This window comes from Pedobacter sp. HMWF019, assembly GCF_003061025.1.
Taxonomy (GTDB): Bacteria; Bacteroidota; Bacteroidia; order Sphingobacteriales; family Sphingobacteriaceae; genus Pedobacter.
In genome coordinates, this window is record NZ_QAIL01000119.1 from 1 (window position 1) to 13997 (window position 13997).

General features: G+C 38.4%; 16 protein-coding genes. 2 read left to right on the forward strand and 14 right to left on the reverse strand.

Annotated elements, in window-relative coordinates; translation table 11 throughout:
* Positions 1-123: 123 nt before the first annotated feature.
* The 13 genes from DBR11_RS07455 to DBR11_RS07515 form a co-directional block, all read right to left on the reverse strand.
* On the reverse strand, positions 124-675 hold the full coding sequence (locus tag DBR11_RS07455; RefSeq protein WP_108551153.1) for a hypothetical protein: 552 nt from the start codon (positions 673-675) through the stop codon (positions 124-126).
* A gap of 2 nt (positions 676-677) precedes the next feature.
* Entirely contained in the window at positions 678-1883 is a 1206-nt protein-coding gene (locus DBR11_RS07460) for a PilN domain-containing protein (RefSeq protein WP_158275240.1), read from the reverse strand.
* Between the two features lie 11 nt (positions 1884-1894).
* Positions 1895-3847: a type II secretion system protein GspD gene (locus tag DBR11_RS07465; protein WP_108551157.1), complete on the reverse strand. Its 1953-nt coding sequence runs from the start codon at positions 3845-3847 to the stop codon at positions 1895-1897.
* Positions 3847-5286 (reverse strand): GspE/PulE family protein, encoded by a 1440-nt coding sequence (locus tag DBR11_RS07470; RefSeq protein WP_233260681.1) that lies wholly within the window; start codon positions 5284-5286, stop codon positions 3847-3849. The genes DBR11_RS07465 and DBR11_RS07470 overlap by 1 nt, the downstream gene beginning before the upstream one ends.
* A gap of 6 nt (positions 5287-5292) precedes the next feature.
* Positions 5293-5691, reverse strand: a complete 399-nt coding sequence (locus tag DBR11_RS07475) for a hypothetical protein (RefSeq protein WP_146186486.1) — start codon at positions 5689-5691, stop codon at positions 5293-5295.
* Positions 5692-5824: 133 nt separating this feature from the next.
* Positions 5825-6241, reverse strand: coding sequence for a type IV pilin protein (locus DBR11_RS07480; RefSeq protein ID WP_108551164.1), 417 nt, complete (start codon positions 6239-6241; stop codon positions 5825-5827).
* 5 nt (positions 6242-6246) lie between these two features.
* Entirely contained in the window at positions 6247-7389 is a 1143-nt protein-coding gene (locus DBR11_RS07485) for a type II secretion system F family protein (RefSeq protein WP_108551166.1), read from the reverse strand.
* Positions 7376-7867, reverse strand: a complete 492-nt coding sequence (locus tag DBR11_RS07490; protein WP_108551168.1) for a prepilin-type N-terminal cleavage/methylation domain-containing protein — start codon at positions 7865-7867, stop codon at positions 7376-7378. The genes DBR11_RS07485 and DBR11_RS07490 overlap by 14 nt, the downstream gene beginning before the upstream one ends.
* Entirely contained in the window at positions 7854-8219 is a 366-nt protein-coding gene (locus DBR11_RS07495) for a type II secretion system protein J (protein WP_108551170.1), read from the reverse strand. Before DBR11_RS07495 ends, DBR11_RS07490 begins: the two co-directional genes overlap by 14 nt.
* Positions 8207-9445: a hypothetical protein gene (locus DBR11_RS07500; protein ID WP_108551172.1), complete on the reverse strand. Its 1239-nt coding sequence runs from the start codon at positions 9443-9445 to the stop codon at positions 8207-8209. Before DBR11_RS07500 ends, DBR11_RS07495 begins: the two co-directional genes overlap by 13 nt.
* 2 nt (positions 9446-9447) lie before the next feature.
* Positions 9448-10020: a toxin-antitoxin system YwqK family antitoxin gene (locus DBR11_RS07505; protein ID WP_108551174.1), complete on the reverse strand. Its 573-nt coding sequence runs from the start codon at positions 10018-10020 to the stop codon at positions 9448-9450.
* Positions 10017-10517 carry a hypothetical protein gene (locus DBR11_RS07510; protein ID WP_108551176.1) on the reverse strand — a complete coding sequence of 167 codons (501 nt, stop codon included), beginning with the start codon at positions 10515-10517 and terminating at the stop codon, positions 10017-10019. The genes DBR11_RS07505 and DBR11_RS07510 overlap by 4 nt, the downstream gene beginning before the upstream one ends.
* A gap of 3 nt (positions 10518-10520) precedes the next feature.
* Positions 10521-11477, reverse strand: a complete 957-nt coding sequence (locus DBR11_RS07515) for a hypothetical protein (RefSeq protein ID WP_108551178.1) — start codon at positions 11475-11477, stop codon at positions 10521-10523.
* Between the two features lie 550 nt (positions 11478-12027).
* Here DBR11_RS07515 and DBR11_RS07520 point away from each other — a divergent pair.
* A complete protein-coding gene (locus DBR11_RS07520) occupies positions 12028-12474 on the forward strand; it encodes a MauE/DoxX family redox-associated membrane protein (protein WP_108551180.1) in 447 nt (148 codons plus the stop codon).
* 91 nt (positions 12475-12565) lie between these two features.
* Positions 12566-12853, forward strand: coding sequence for a hypothetical protein (locus DBR11_RS07525; RefSeq protein WP_108551182.1), 288 nt, complete (start codon positions 12566-12568; stop codon positions 12851-12853).
* A 42-nt stretch (positions 12854-12895) separates the two neighbouring features.
* On the opposite strand, the gene DBR11_RS07530 is transcribed toward DBR11_RS07525, so the two are convergent.
* The coding region (locus DBR11_RS07530; protein ID WP_108551184.1) for a RagB/SusD family nutrient uptake outer membrane protein at positions 12896-13997 on the reverse strand (1102 nt) is incomplete at its 5' end.

Below are 13997 nucleotides of genomic sequence, written 5' to 3' on the forward strand. Positions count from 1 at the left end.
TGATAAAACAATTAATGGATTGCATATTTGAGTACGTTAAATGAATTATTTGATAAACCAATATAATGATTTACAACTCAATAGCATCCATTTCCGTTTAAAAAAATTATAGACTTCATGGCCTCATTTATTTTTCTTAATTATCCCTCTAAATTCAACCTTCAAAACACATTTATCTTTCTTTTCACTGAGCAGATCTTTAAGCGGAGCTTTTATCTGTATGGAAGAGATTTTTCCTATACCAGGAGTTCTTTCCAGGCTGTCCATCAATTTTACGAGTGGAACGTAGCCAGCATAGAAATAAAGCACCTGGTTTAACCCAACTGCTGTAGAATCACGCTCCAGAGAAGGTGCAGTCAATGTATAATCAATGGAAACATTTTCGCTTGCGGCAATAGATGAGCCTTTAAACCAGAGGTCATTTCTCCATATGTCTTCTCGAACAGTATATCCATCAAGGATCTGATTTAAAGATGTTAATTTACGTTGGGTATGCTGGGGATTAAAGGACAAATCTTTTTCGTTTACTCCCGGATTTGCATCCAGGTTATTGTGTAACCTAATTGCGTCAAAAGTTTTACTAAATGCAAAAGCCCAGCACACTACGAGGCCCACAACTATTACTGGTAATAGCAATTTGTTCTTTTGAGTATAACTTAGGTTTTTGAAAAACATACTTAGTAATTTAAAAGCAAGGTAAATACCTGTGTTTGTTTCTGATCATCGGTTACATATTTTTCCAATTGTACATCCTTCACCCAATGCAATTGTTTGAAGGCAAAAATGCAATCGTTTATGGCATATATATTTGCTGCTTCTCCTGTTATTTTGATTTTTCCAGGTTCGTAAACAACTTCCTTTTCTACTCCTGTTCTAAGTTTGTCCGGTTCATTCACGGAGAGTTCAGTCAGAACAATTGATTTTGGGATTCTCTGACCAAGTTGATCGCAGATAAAAGCATAAGAGAGGCCTCTGTTCCACCCTAGTTTTTTAACCTCTGACTCTTTTTCCTTAACCTCGGTTTCCAGTTTTTCCCGGTTTGCTGATAAATCAGATTGCTGACCTGCTCTACCTGCCAGCTCCTGGTTACTGGAATTAAAAAAACTAAATACCATAAAATTGATCAGCAACAAGAGGAAGAATCCTCCTAATGCAAGTGCCCCATTTTTTTCGAACTTTAGTTTTGCAGCAAGTTCGAGCAAATTATTTTTGATTAGAGGAGCATCTACCTCTATTACATCTAAATCCTGGTGAAGTAACAACTGAAATGCAGCAGCATAAGCCAGAATAAAATGCTCTGGAATAACCTCCATATCAATTTTTATGGTAAACTTTGCCTCGGCATCTACTTTAAAATGATAATCTTTCCAGTTCTTATCTTCATTCAATGCAATATGGTGTCCATCAAAATAAAGTGTCTGGCCATAAATATTCAACTGAGGGATAACCTGATCGGCCAGGAAAGGGCCAAGACTTAAAACCAGGATCTTCATCCCTTGTTTTTCAAAAACCTGAATGATCGAATCTACAGTTTCTTTCCTGATGATGGCTATAAATGAATCTTCGCCTGAGATGAAATTCTGCACATAAAACTCTGGCAATTTAAAATTGGGAAATATATGCTGGAGGTTGTGCTCGGTTAGTTCCTCTATCTTTTTTGTCTTCTTAAGGAGTATCCCCTTGCCGGTTAGCGTAACCGCCAAATTTCCCAAAGGGGGCTCTTCTATCTTTTGAAGTGTAGAGGTATGCCGTTTTTTTGCTTCTATATGTACCAGCTTTTTATCCAAAGAAAGTTTAACCCATCTGATATCCAGAGTACCATCTGCGTTTATCCGCACTTCGGCTCCCGTACAATTGGTTAATCTGTTTTTGAGATTCAGCATAAGGGACATGGCTAATAGATGATGGTTGGTTTAATAAATACAACAGTAACCACCTTATTGGTCGATTTGCTTTTACTGCTGAACAGCCATTTTAGAATTGGGATTCTGGATAGAACTGGTACCCCCGATCCACTTTCACTATTTTCAGTCCGTTCCAATCCGCCGAGCACAATCATATCTTCATTTTTTGCCCTGATAATAGACTCAAATTTACTGGTTGATGTTGGTGGTGGTGCATTGGCCGGTGGATCTCCGATAAAGTCTGAAATGTTTACCTTAATATTTAGGGTAATCTGGTTATCACCGGATACTACAGGTTTAATATTGATCTCCAGATTTGCATCTACCCCCGTAAATTGTTCTGTAACCACCGTTTGGGTGGTTAGTGAAGGGATTACATTTTGTGTTTTTGTACTGTAATAGCGTTTACTTCCTATACTTAGATTAGCAGTATGCCCGTTCAGGGTTGATAATTTAGGTACTGAACGTACTTCTACATTACTGTTGTTTTCCAACGCACTAATACTGACGTAGAAGTTAGGCGTTACCTTGCCTATATTGATGGAGCTGTTTCTGCCCAATCTAGACAAAAAGCTATTAATAGCGCCTGAACTAAAGGTATAATCAATACCAGGAAAGATCTTTCCTGGGTTTTTAACGCTGTCTGATACACCCGCTGAAATACCCGTTTTAACGCCGTGTCCTTTACGAATATCGATCATGGTAACTTCTATCATTACCATTGGAACAAGCTTATCTAACTGCTTGATAAAAGACTCAATTTCATTAATTTGAGGAGATGATCCTGAGAGAAGGATGGTATTCTGTTCTCTGAATTCTTTAATTTCTATTCCTTTTTTCCATTCATTTGGAATCATATTCTGAATGGTGTCTAATGACCTATTTTGAAGTTGAATGATCTTATGTGCTCTTAGACCTTCTATTTTCCTGTCACCAATCATATAAATTCCGTTTTCCAAACGATAGGTATAATCCGTCCCTTTAAAAAGAGCTGTTAAAAGATTATCATAAGTGATATCGTTGACACGCATAGTGATGGTTCCTTTAATATCGGAATAGAGAAAATAGCTGGCATTAATTTCTTGGGCTGCTCCTTTAATCAGATCTACCATATTGACATTCAACGCATCTACACTGAGCAGTTTCCGGCCTCCTTCTACCCTGCTTTGCAGGCTAAAATTACCGCCACCACCCGTACTTCCGGCATTTACAGGTCTCAAGTTTCTTTTTACCGCAGTACTTTTTTCATTATTGATGAACAGTTCTTCTCCTTCTCCGAGAGGCTGAAATATAAAAACGTTGTCATTCGTTTTTACAAGTTTCAGTTCGTTTGCAAAAGCTAACTTCTCCAATGCTGTTTCAAATGGGGCATCAGATAAAAAGGCGGTTACTCTTTTTGTGAGCAATGTGGTTGGTACAACTACATTTTTTTGGGAGATCTGGGTAATTTTTCGTGCCACATTGGCCAGCGTATCGTTATTCAGTTCTACACTTAGTGTATTATTGTCTCTGTTGTAACGGGCGTTGATCTCTTTAACCGGGATTACAGGCGTAGGCTCGGCAGCTTTAGTAACCGACATAATGGAGCCGATCAGGTTAATATCCAGCCCATATTGTTTTGTTAAGAAAACCAACACATTTAAAGCAGTTTCATTGGTAAAGTTATTGTATACTTTAAAATTAAGCTGAGGATCTATATTGATGTTTAGATTATTGGCTTGTGCAAGTGCCCGAAGAAATTCCTGGACGGACACATTGGAAACGTTCATCTGAACTTTCTGGTTTAATCCTGGCACGGTGATGGCCAGATTATTCAATCTCTCCTGAACTAGTCTAACCCGTTCTGCCGCCGCTGGCGACTGGGCAAAAACATGGATACCGAGCAAGATTAAAAATGCAAAACTCAAAAGTATTTTTCTGTATACTTGGTGGAGACTCTTCATTAATTAGTAAATAGTAATGGGTATATTTCTTCTATTGTCGTTTGTCCACTGGCAAATAGGGCAAAGGCATTTTCTCCTAAGGTTTTTATTCCCCGTGCCTCTAAAAGCGGATTCACGTATAAATTGGCCTGTTTTATTTCATTTGTCAGTTCATGATCGAGAGGAATTACTTCATAAACTGCTTTCCTGCCGCTATATCCTGTATAATAGCATTTTTCGCAGCCTGTAGCTACATAGTGATGGCTAACATGAGCAAAGGGTTTAAATTGTTTAGGATAAGCTGCCGGATCAAATTCTTCCTGAACTTTGCAGTTTGAGCATAATAAACGCAGTAATCGCTGTGCTACTGAAGTGTTCAGCGTATTGGCGACAAGGAATGGAGGTATTCCCATATCCATCAATCTGGAAACTGTTCCCCAGGCGGAATTGGTGTGTACGGTGGATAATACCAAATGCCCAGTCAAGGCTGCTCTAATGGCCATGTTTGCCGTTTCAGGATCACGGATCTCCCCTACCATGATTACATCTGGATCCTGTCTTAAAAAGGTTCGCAATGCGGAGGCAAAGGTTAAACCAATACTTTCTTTAAGTTGTACCTGGTTAATTCCTGCAAGTGTGTACTCAATCGGATCTTCAATGGTTAAAATATTCCTGGTTTCTTTGTTAAGGTATTTTAAGGTGGCGTATAAGGTGGTTGTCTTACCCGATCCGGTAGGGCCACTAATGAGAATGATCCCATTAGGTCTTTTAATGCCCTGCATATAGTTTTCCAGGTCAAAGGCAGAAAATCCTACACTTTCCAATTCTATATGTGCTGCATTGTTGTTCAGCAAACGGAGTACAACTTTCTCTCCATGAAGGGTTGGTAATATGGAAACCCGGATATCAAATTGCTCGTCTCCATTTTTAAAATTGATCCTTCCATCTTGCGGTAAACGTTTTTCCGCAATATCAAGATTGGCGATGATCTTAATTTTATTGATCAGAGCTGGGTATTCACTTTTCTTTAAAATGTAGCGTTCTACCATCATTCCGTCAATTCTAATCCTGACGCGGCATTTTTCTTCGTAAATCTCAATGTGGATATCACTGCTTTTTAAATTCCTGGCTTCCCTGATCAGGTCGTTTAAGAAGCCATCTCCTTCCAGAGCCAATGATGAACCCTGAAATTGGTGTTGCCCGTTTTCCTTTAAATAATGTTTACTGAGTAATGCGTTTATGGTAGCCGATGGCAACTTTTCTATGATGATGGTTTTGCCCAAAACGATTTCAAGCTCATCGGCTAAAGACATCAGATTTGTCTCTTCATCTGCGAGTACAGTAAGTTCTGTATTACTACTTGCTTTTGGTATAATACGATAATGCCAGGCTTGTTCTTTACTTATGGCATTTACTACGGCTGGACTAAGATGGAGATCAGGGAGGTTCAGGCTCATCATTAAGAATTAAATATATAAATGGGCTAAAACAGCTTGTAACCACAAATCTTCATAAAGTTTCATTTGAGGAAATATAAAACCACAAAAGAGTAAAATTATCATAAATGCAGCTTGAAGCCCTGCTAAAGGAATATGCTTATCTTGAACACTTTCGATTTGTTGTATGATACATGCATATATCAATACCAGTATAAGGCTACCAGTGTAAAACAGAATATAGTTTAGTGGTGATAAATAAAAAGCAATAGACACCAGCAGCAGGATATCTCCTAAACCCAAGTAGTCGACAGTAATATCGGTTAGTCTTCTTTTCTTAACCGAAAAATACAGCCACAACAAAAATAGCTGCAAGGAGAAGAATGCCAACGCATAGCCTGTATCTGTTAATGCCCCTATCCAGCCCATCTTCCAATATTTTATAGAAAACAGACCAAGGGCCAACACCGGAAATAGAATCCAGTATACGGCCCTATACTTCATATCCTGATAAAAGATATAAGCCAGACAAATCATCATCAGGAGCTCAATAGCTAACATATTAATCGGCTACGACTTCTTTAAGGTTTTTATCCTGATCAATTTCCCAAACATTGAATGTACCATCTCCGTCAAAGTCTGCTACGGCTGTTGCACGTGCCAGAAATCCGGTGTTATTTGCCCGTACAATCTCTATTTTGTAATTGGCTTTTCCATCCTTTCCGTCTGTAGTAAGTTTCTCTTGTATAAATCCAAGTTCAGTGAGGTCTGTACTGCATTTAGATTTTTCATAGAAATAGCTCTTTTCCAGTGTGGCTACATGTTCCAATTGCACTTTTGCTTCAGTACTCTTTGCCTTGGTAATCAGTGGCAACAGATTAGGCAGGGCCAGTAAAACCAGGATGCCTATAATAACCAATACCACAAGGATTTCTGTTAAGGTATAGGCTTTGACTTTTTTGTTCAGTAGTTTCTTCATTGTTTTTAAAAATTATTACTCATCTGGAACATTGGCAAATACATGGCAATTAGAATTACGCCTACCACTAGGCCCAGAAAGACTATAATGATGGGTTCCATCAAACTGCTCAGTGTATTGGTTTTATATTCGACTTCTTCTGTATACTGAGTGGCTATTTTCTCAAAAAAGTAATCCATTCGGTTCACTTCTTCTCCTACTTTGACCAACTGAATCATTTTTTTGGGATAAAAGGTGAAAGTGGAAAGACTTTTATGCAGTGATTCTCCTTTTAAGATATCCTCTTCTACTTTTAGCAGGGATGATTCAATAGGGTAATAGTTGATCATCTGGCGAACCAGTGCAATAGACCGAAGCAATGGCGTATCCGTGCTGATCAGCAGACGCATGGTATTTGCAAAGCGGGCGAGGTATATCTTTTTTACAAGGTCTCCGATAATTGGTACTTTTAAGAGCATTTTGGACGAAGCGTTTCTAAACCAACTGGTTCTGCGTTTAAAGGTATAAAAGCCAAAACACAAAACAAAGAGCAAAATAAAAAATAAAAAATATTTGTCAAACCAGCCTGAAATTGAAATAATCAGCGCTGTGATCCAGGGTAGTTTACCTCCGAACCGAAGAAAGACATCGGCAAACATCGGCACCACAAACTTGATCATGAACAACACTGCTCCCATAGAGGTACAAAGTACAATAGCGGGGTAAGAAACGGAGCTTACTATTTTCCTACGCTGCTGGATCTTACTTTTATAATATTTTGCGAGGTCTGTTAGTACATCGCCAAGTTTACCGGTTTCTTCTCCAATTTTAAGGCTGTAATACTCATAATCACTAAAACGTCCAGTTTCTTTTAAAGCTTCTGAAAGTGCCAGCCCGGAGAGTACTTGCTTACGAATACCTTCGAACAGAATTTTATCTTTTGGATTTTCCTGATCTACCAGGATCAAATCTAAGGCTGTTCTTAAATCTATTCCTGAAAGTAAAAGGGTACTCAGTTCAAGATAAAGGGCTTCCTTCTTCTTATCTGGAACCTGGCCATTCCCAAAACTGATGTCTTTGTTCATGAAACCAAACAGGTCGCCCTTTGGCTCTGGTGCTGCCTTGCCTTGCTTCTTTTTGGGGTATCTGGATATATCAATTGCCGGCATAAAACTCAAATAAATCTTGTGAACTGTATTGTTTTTTGTAGCTCAATGGCATAGGTTGCCCGTCTGCATGAATACTTAGCCCGAGTTCATCTAATATTGCCCCCGTTTCTTTGTCTTGCCGCTCGAAAAGATAATGGATGTTATCCAACGACATTTTAAAAGAATCTGTTCTTAGGCTAAACTGGTCACGGATGATGACATCTTTGGAAAAAACATAATTTATTTTACCTCCGGATTGTTCAATAATTATCCCCTGCGGAGATCTGGTAATCGTTTTTGCAGATTCAAAATCATTTCTTAGGCGCTGATCAATAGCCATCAGATCTGCTGTTTTTTCCTGCTTCCTTTTATAGTCCAAATAAGACCTGCTTACAATTCTATAGGCTGTATAGGTAATGGCGATAGCGATCGCTGCTATAAGCATAGCAATCGTTACCTCCATTAAGGTAAAAGCTGAGACTTTTTTATTCAACCGCATCTTGATCTTTTTTTACAATCCGTTTGATCTTGCAGGCTTCTTTGCCATATTCAGAGGCCGAAACTTCTATCACCACCAGATCAGTATATCCATCCAATGCCTTAATTTGCTTTTTTAAGATTACACTGTCTACGACCAGCTCCTCGTCCTTCCAATTTTTTGAGTTTATACTTTCCTTAATAACATCCTCTGAAATCTTGCGCAAATATTGTTGCCGGAATGACGGAGAGGAACGCGTTACATTGGTATAAATTCCTATGGCAAGGGTAAACACAGCTAAGATCACCACCATAGCAACAATAACTTCCAATAATGTGGAAGCTCTTAAATGTTTTCCTTTTAATTGAGCCATTTGAGAATGTGTTGTTCTACTTTCGCAGGGTTAAATAATACAGAACTCAAATAATATTTATTCAAAGCTTTTCTATCTAGCCGGATATCTATCAAGTAATTTTCATATAATGTTGAGGGTGTTTGTATCAGGAAACGTTTTGTATATACTTTTCCTTCCACTCGTAGTGGTTGGTTCATTTTAATATAACCGACCGCGAATATCTGGCCTTTAACCAGGCAATTTTTACCTAAGGAAACCATCGTTTGAAGTTCACTTCGCTCCTTCTCATAACTCATTAGAATTCCTGCAAATTTTGATGCTTCGCCAAGTTTTACAGTGGATTGTAGCTTAGCTGTATCTGGTTTAAAAACACCTGCAAAAGACGGATAGTTAAATTCACAGTGTTTTCCAATAACAATAGAATCTTTTGCAAATAGCTGGCAGCTGCCCTTAAATCCATCTTCTACCCTAATAGCGGGTGCATAAATTTGTACATCTTCCAAAATGGTCTGTGAAGAAATATTTAGAATGCTGTCGCAGTATATCTGGATCTTCCCGGTTAGCTTTATCGCACCGAGATTCGATTGTTTTGCATTGAGGTGGTAGATTACGCGTTCATTAAAAAAGGAATTACCAATAGAATCCAAATCAGGTAAGGGTTTGCCATCTTTGCTCTTAAAGTTATCAACGATGGAGTGGACTGTATTCTCATTCAATGCCGGGAGGTTTCTGGAACTATCGTTAACCTTTCCTGTAATGAGTTCCTTTCCTTCATAGCCTTTACCATCTACGTAGGCTTGTTTCAATCCTGCCTTGGGAAGGTCTCCATCTCCAATAATTTGCGTCTTGCCGCTTACAGATAATGGTCTGTCTTCGTCTGCCAGATAGATTGCCGATGGATCTTGAAAGCTGATTCCACTCAAAAAGGTCTTCTTTAATGTATCCTGAAGCTCAAACGCCTTAACGGTATTAATCTCATATATGCCCCACATTGCTTTACTTAGACTCACACTATCTTTCTGATCTCCATATAAATCTCTAAGCTCCTTTTGCCCGGAGATCCTCTGATCGACAGACAATAAAATAGCCGTTCCTGAATCCAGATTTCTGGAAAGTCGCGCTTTCCGCATTTCCTTTTGCATTTCCATTCTGTAATAGAAAGCGATGGTTAATAGAGATCCGGTGAGTATCGCAATCAGTAAAGAAATAATAATAACGATATAGAGGGCGGCGGCCTTTAGCATGGCTAAAAGATATTTTTAATGAATTTTGGCACTATACTTTTCCGCTGTGCCTCTTTTCCTTTCTTATAGAATTTTAGTTTCGTGCTGTCGCCTGCTATAACTTTTTGGTTACCACTTAACAGATCATTGGTATAGCTGCCGCTTTCAGTTAATTTACCGGTTTCATCATATTCATGATAAGGACCGTTTTTTAGTCCGATACTCCAGTTAATCTCTTCCATTAATACACCTTGCCCATTCCATCTCTTCCAAAGTCCATTCTTTAATCCTTTTACAAACCAGCCGGATTCCTTAAGGTTCTTGTTCAGGTAAAAATCTTCATAACGCCCATTTAACAATTTACCACTATATCCTCCTTGTGTGGTTTTGATTTCATGCCCTGAAAACCAATAGTAAATCCGGTTATTATAGGCAGGAATACTATTTACAGGCTTCACATAAAAGACCAGATTATGGTCGTCTTCATTCAATATAACTTTATGGGTCAATACCTTTTTTGTATCCAGTTGCCCGTACGTTTGACAGGTACTTGCTATGAACAATAGACTTAAGGCAATATTCCTAAGATAAATCATTGTTTAATGTGTTTTTGTTTGCCTTGCAGGCTAATTAATATGGAATCTTTTTTGTTCTTCAGCAGTTTCACGCCATGAAAAACATCACCTTCTGACATCATGCGTTCTTCTCCATTTACGGTTATAATGGAAACGGTCTTCTTAGATACAGGATTAATGATACGGCCTGCATATTTTACGATATTCCAATCTATTGGTGGGGGTAGGTTTTGCGGGGCCGGAATCGGCTTAATTACTTTAGAATTATCTTCTGCTTTTTTTTCTACTGTAGCGGGCGTACCCAGGAATGGGTCTCTGTAATTGAGGGACAGTTTTACTGTATCTTTTTTAGGCATATACTGATCATAAGGTTCGTGCGGTACTTTCGAAATACCGCTTTTTATGGTATAATCCTCTTCTGTAGTTTTGGCAAAAATCTTATACAAGACAATTCCCCATACAACTGCTACTGCACAGATCAGCAAATAAGTGGTTGTCTTATTCTTCCCTTCCTGCATTGTTTATTGAATTGTAAAACTCCTCATTTCTCCTTTTACACTTGTATTTCCTGCATCATCTATTGCCCTTAATTCCCAAAGCACCTTTTCTCCAATATTTGAGGAGCTAAAAGAATAAGTTAAAGCTGTTGTAGTGACGGGAAAAGTAGCACTATATGGTGATAAATCACTTTTATAGACATACAATATGTATTTTTTTGCTCCCGCAGACGCAGTCCACTTTAAAGTAACAGGGCTTGTTACAGATACATTATTTGCTGGGCTAGATAACAAAACAACATCTGGTGGGGTACCGTCATAAATAATATTCTGGATGGTGGACCATTTTGATTCGGTAGTCCCACTGAATGCCTGGACTCTCCACTGGTAAGTTTTATCTTTGTCAAAAACTGCCGAATATTCCAAATTTGGGGTGGTCTTATCCAGAAATAGTGTACTTACATCCTGAAATCCGTTTCCGCTATTGTCAACCTGGATTCTGTAGCTATCTGCTCCAAAGAGTTTCGACCATTTAAATGTGATGCTTGACTGATTGGTCACGGTGTTGTTAACTGGTGTATTTAACTGTACTTGCTGTTCTGTTATGGAGGTTGGATAAATAGTAAAAGATGCTGTTGTATAGGCCGTGGAACTGCTTCCATTTTGGGCTTTCACCCGCCATTGATAGCTTCCCGGATCAAGTGTGGATTTGAATTTAGTAGCGTTTTTTACTACAGTATCCAGCACTAGTTTTACTGTGTGATCAAAGTTGGGGCTAACGACCTGGAGTCTGTAAGATAAGGCATCTTCTACTTCTTCCCACCAGAAGACTTGTGCATATTCTTTGGTTTCAGTTCCCTCTGAAGGGGCTAGAAGTACTACCTTTTTATCATCAATAGAAGGTTCAATGAATTCTTTGCAGCCAGTTAGGACAAGAACAAGCCCAATGAGGACCTTAGAGAGGTTACGAGAGTTTATCATATCGGATTTAATGCATTTCTACATTTGGGGCAAAGTTACATTTCAAAAACAATATAATAACTTATTATCGGAATAAATTCGGGTTGATATTTAATTTTTATTAATTGGCTGAGGATTGATGCACCAGGCGGTAACTTATATAAGGTAAAAACTGTACTTGGAGGCAAACTCTTATAAGGCATTAACCTCTCTGATTTACCCGAGCTTCATTTATTCATATGAGGCTGAATTTTCTAGATCTTTTTAAGTATTATGTACATGAATTCAATAAGCAGTCCAATATATAGCCATTGCGGATTCTACAATTAACTTCTCAAATCCTCTCTATAATTTCTATAAGAACATCCAGCGCCCAAGCCCAGATCTTTGAATAACAACGCTCCTCTCACAAATTTTACCCAGGCTTTACATGGGTTATCCTTTCGATGTTTTTAAGTCTACTAATGTTATCTTTTGTTAAATAAAATCTTATTTGATGTTTGAAATGATACATTTATTCCAAATTTATTTATGGAATTTTAAACTAAATTGAGTCCTGATATTAAAGTATATGGAAACAACATTTAATAAAAAACCGGCCTTATCGCTCTCCACAAAAAAAAGGGAAATCATTTTCGATGTGATCACCTTTATATTTATAATGCTTTTTGTATATACCGCGTCGAGTAAGTTGATGACACATGAAAGCTTTATGAAAGTATTAGGGAGATCGCCATTGCTTGGTCCGTTTCATGTGCTTCTATCCTACCTGATTCCGGCAGTGGAGATCATTTTAAGCGGCTTACTGCTGCTGAATAAGACCAAAAGGCTTGGGCTTATTCTTTCACTTGCATTGATGCTTGTGTTTACTGTGTATTTGATCTATATGATCAATTCCGGAGCAACCTTGCCTTGTATGTGTGGGGGCGTGATCAGCTTGCTGAGCTGGAAACAGCATATTTTCTTCAATCTTGGATTTATTGTACTTGCCATTGCCGGGCTCCGGCTGCACAAGTAAATAAGACATTTCGTGAGAGATACAGGGAAATGCTGTGCCCTGTTTAAAGAAATGCAGCAAGTTTTAACCAACATTTTTTATACCCCTTATTATGAAAAGATTATTATTTGGTCTTTTTGCAGCTGGCGTTGCATTAAGCATGAGTGCTTTTACCACTTTTACGCCTAAAAACAAACTTATGACATTTTATTACGTCTTAACTACTGCTGGTTTTTATCAAAGAGTGAGTTTCGTTCCTGACGGTGACAACTGCTTAGGCACCGCGGCAAATAAATGCTATTTAGGTTACTCTTCTGATCAAGGTCAGTCGTTTTCAATAAATTCCATTCCTGCCGCACCATCAATTCAATCTGCAACATTTGGTCTGTATATTCCATAGGTAATTAAATGAAGGGGGTGTATGTACACCCCCTTCATTTAATTACCTAGGATTTTGCTCAATTCCGCTTAAGGTAATTTCATCATTAGGGATAGGAAATACATAGCGGGAATCATTGGGTGGTAAAGTATAGGTGATACCATTTAATACACGTGATAAAGTAATATTGGCACCTTCTTTATTCAATCTTTTCAGGTCATTCCAGCGCATGCCTCTCCATACCAATTCTTTTCTTCTTTCCAGTAATATCTTCGTTAAGGCATCGGCAGATGAGGAGGCGTTTACAGGTTGAAAGGTTTTACTTTTATCAAAACGAAGTGCCAGTAATTGGTTCAATTTGTCCATTGCGGATTTTGTTTCGTTTCTTCTGGCCAGGCATTCTGCTTTGATTAAGTACAACTCATCTGTTGCCAACCCCGTAAATGGATAAAATCCGTTCCCATTATATCCTCTTTTTTTATAAAAACTACCATCTGCATTTTGGCCATAAAAAACTTTTAGCCTTAGATCGCTAGGTGCATATAATGCAATCAATAATGCCGAAACTCTATCTGGTGCCTCCACGTAATTTGCGGTCATATATGAATAATTACCATATTGTCCATAGTTGCAGATCAATTCATCATTGGTTCTGGAAAACGGAGTCATGGAAGTTTGGCTAACTACATTGTAGTCTATCAGCTTGCTGTATAGCGCAAGTGCTTGCTCTGCATACTTCTCCGCAGCGGTATAATTTCTCATGTCCAGGGAGATCCTGGCCAGTAAGGCATAAGCTGCAATTTTTGAGGGTCTGTTTAAATTGGCCGAAGGTCTTTCCGATGGTAACAAGCTTAAACTTTCGTTTAAGTCCGCAAAAATCTGATTATAACTTTCTTTTAATGAAGCTCTTGGTTTCAAATAATCAATCGCAGAAGCTAAGCGTAAAGGTATACCTAAGTCGGTGTTGGCCGAAGCTGCGTCGTAAGCTTTACAGAAAGTTCGGGTCAAATTATAAAAAGCAAAAGCTCTGGAAAATAAGGCCCAGCCTTTTAAGTATTGGCCTTTTGTTGAGGAGGCACTATCCGATTTCACTAGGCCTTCCAATACAATATTTGCATAGAAAATCGTTTGGTAAGGCAAATTCCAGTCTGAAATTCCGGTATCC

Excerpts from the sequence above, each read along its gene's own strand:
- DBR11_RS07455 (WP_108551153.1), bottom strand. The coding sequence starts at position 675 with ATGTTTTTCAAAAACCTAAGTTATACTCAAAAGAACAAATTGCTATTA.
- DBR11_RS07460 (WP_158275240.1), bottom strand. The coding sequence starts at position 1,883 with ATGCTGAATCTCAAAAACAGATTAACCAATTGTACGGGAGCCGAAGTG.
- DBR11_RS07465 (WP_108551157.1), bottom strand. The coding sequence starts at position 3,847 with ATGAAGAGTCTCCACCAAGTATACAGAAAAATACTTTTGAGTTTTGCA.
- DBR11_RS07470 (WP_233260681.1), bottom strand. The coding sequence starts at position 5,286 with ATGATGAGCCTGAACCTCCCTGATCTCCATCTTAGTCCAGCCGTAGTA.
- DBR11_RS07475 (WP_146186486.1), bottom strand. The coding sequence starts at position 5,691 with ATGGGCTGGATAGGGGCATTAACAGATACAGGCTATGCGTTGGCATTC.
- DBR11_RS07480 (WP_108551164.1), bottom strand. The coding sequence starts at position 6,241 with ATGAAGAAACTACTGAACAAAAAAGTCAAAGCCTATACCTTAACAGAA.
- DBR11_RS07485 (WP_108551166.1), bottom strand. The coding sequence starts at position 7,389 with ATGCCGGCAATTGATATATCCAGATACCCCAAAAAGAAGCAAGGCAAG.
- DBR11_RS07490 (WP_108551168.1), bottom strand. The coding sequence starts at position 7,867 with ATGCGGTTGAATAAAAAAGTCTCAGCTTTTACCTTAATGGAGGTAACG.
- DBR11_RS07495 (WP_108551170.1), bottom strand. The coding sequence starts at position 8,219 with ATGGCTCAATTAAAAGGAAAACATTTAAGAGCTTCCACATTATTGGAA.
- DBR11_RS07500 (WP_108551172.1), bottom strand. The coding sequence starts at position 9,445 with ATGCTAAAGGCCGCCGCCCTCTATATCGTTATTATTATTTCTTTACTG.
- DBR11_RS07505 (WP_108551174.1), bottom strand. The coding sequence starts at position 10,020 with ATGATTTATCTTAGGAATATTGCCTTAAGTCTATTGTTCATAGCAAGT.
- DBR11_RS07510 (WP_108551176.1), bottom strand. The coding sequence starts at position 10,517 with ATGCAGGAAGGGAAGAATAAGACAACCACTTATTTGCTGATCTGTGCA.
- DBR11_RS07515 (WP_108551178.1), bottom strand. The coding sequence starts at position 11,477 with ATGATAAACTCTCGTAACCTCTCTAAGGTCCTCATTGGGCTTGTTCTT.
- DBR11_RS07520 (WP_108551180.1), top strand. The coding sequence starts at position 12,028 with ATGGAAACAACATTTAATAAAAAACCGGCCTTATCGCTCTCCACAAAA.
- DBR11_RS07525 (WP_108551182.1), top strand. The coding sequence starts at position 12,566 with ATGAAAAGATTATTATTTGGTCTTTTTGCAGCTGGCGTTGCATTAAGC.